Source organism: Fructilactobacillus sp. X2R5C2 (assembly GCF_059901375.1).
On sequence record NZ_JBWXUX010000043.1, the window covers coordinates 1 to 244 of the forward strand.

Consider the following 244-nt stretch of genomic DNA (forward strand, 5'->3'; position numbering starts at 1 on the left):
CTTCCGTGATGACCTAGCTTGATCACATCAACTCGCAAATCAGGATATTTTTGGATAATCTTAAGTTCTTCCTCTCGGTTCAAATCACCCATAAAAATCCACTTCAAACCGCCAATTTTACCAAAAAGTACCATGGAATCTTGATTTTCACCAGACCCACTTTTCATCGGATGAACAACTTGAAATGGGGAATTTTTAATTCGATTTCCAGTCTTGGCATCAAGCAACTGAAACTGTCCTTGAT

General features: G+C 38.5%; 1 pseudogene. It reads right to left on the reverse strand.

Features of this window, described 5'->3' with window-relative positions:
- Positions 1 to 244, reverse strand: a pseudogene (locus AC6UD2_RS06870) (DNA internalization-related competence protein ComEC/Rec2); the annotation flags it as partial.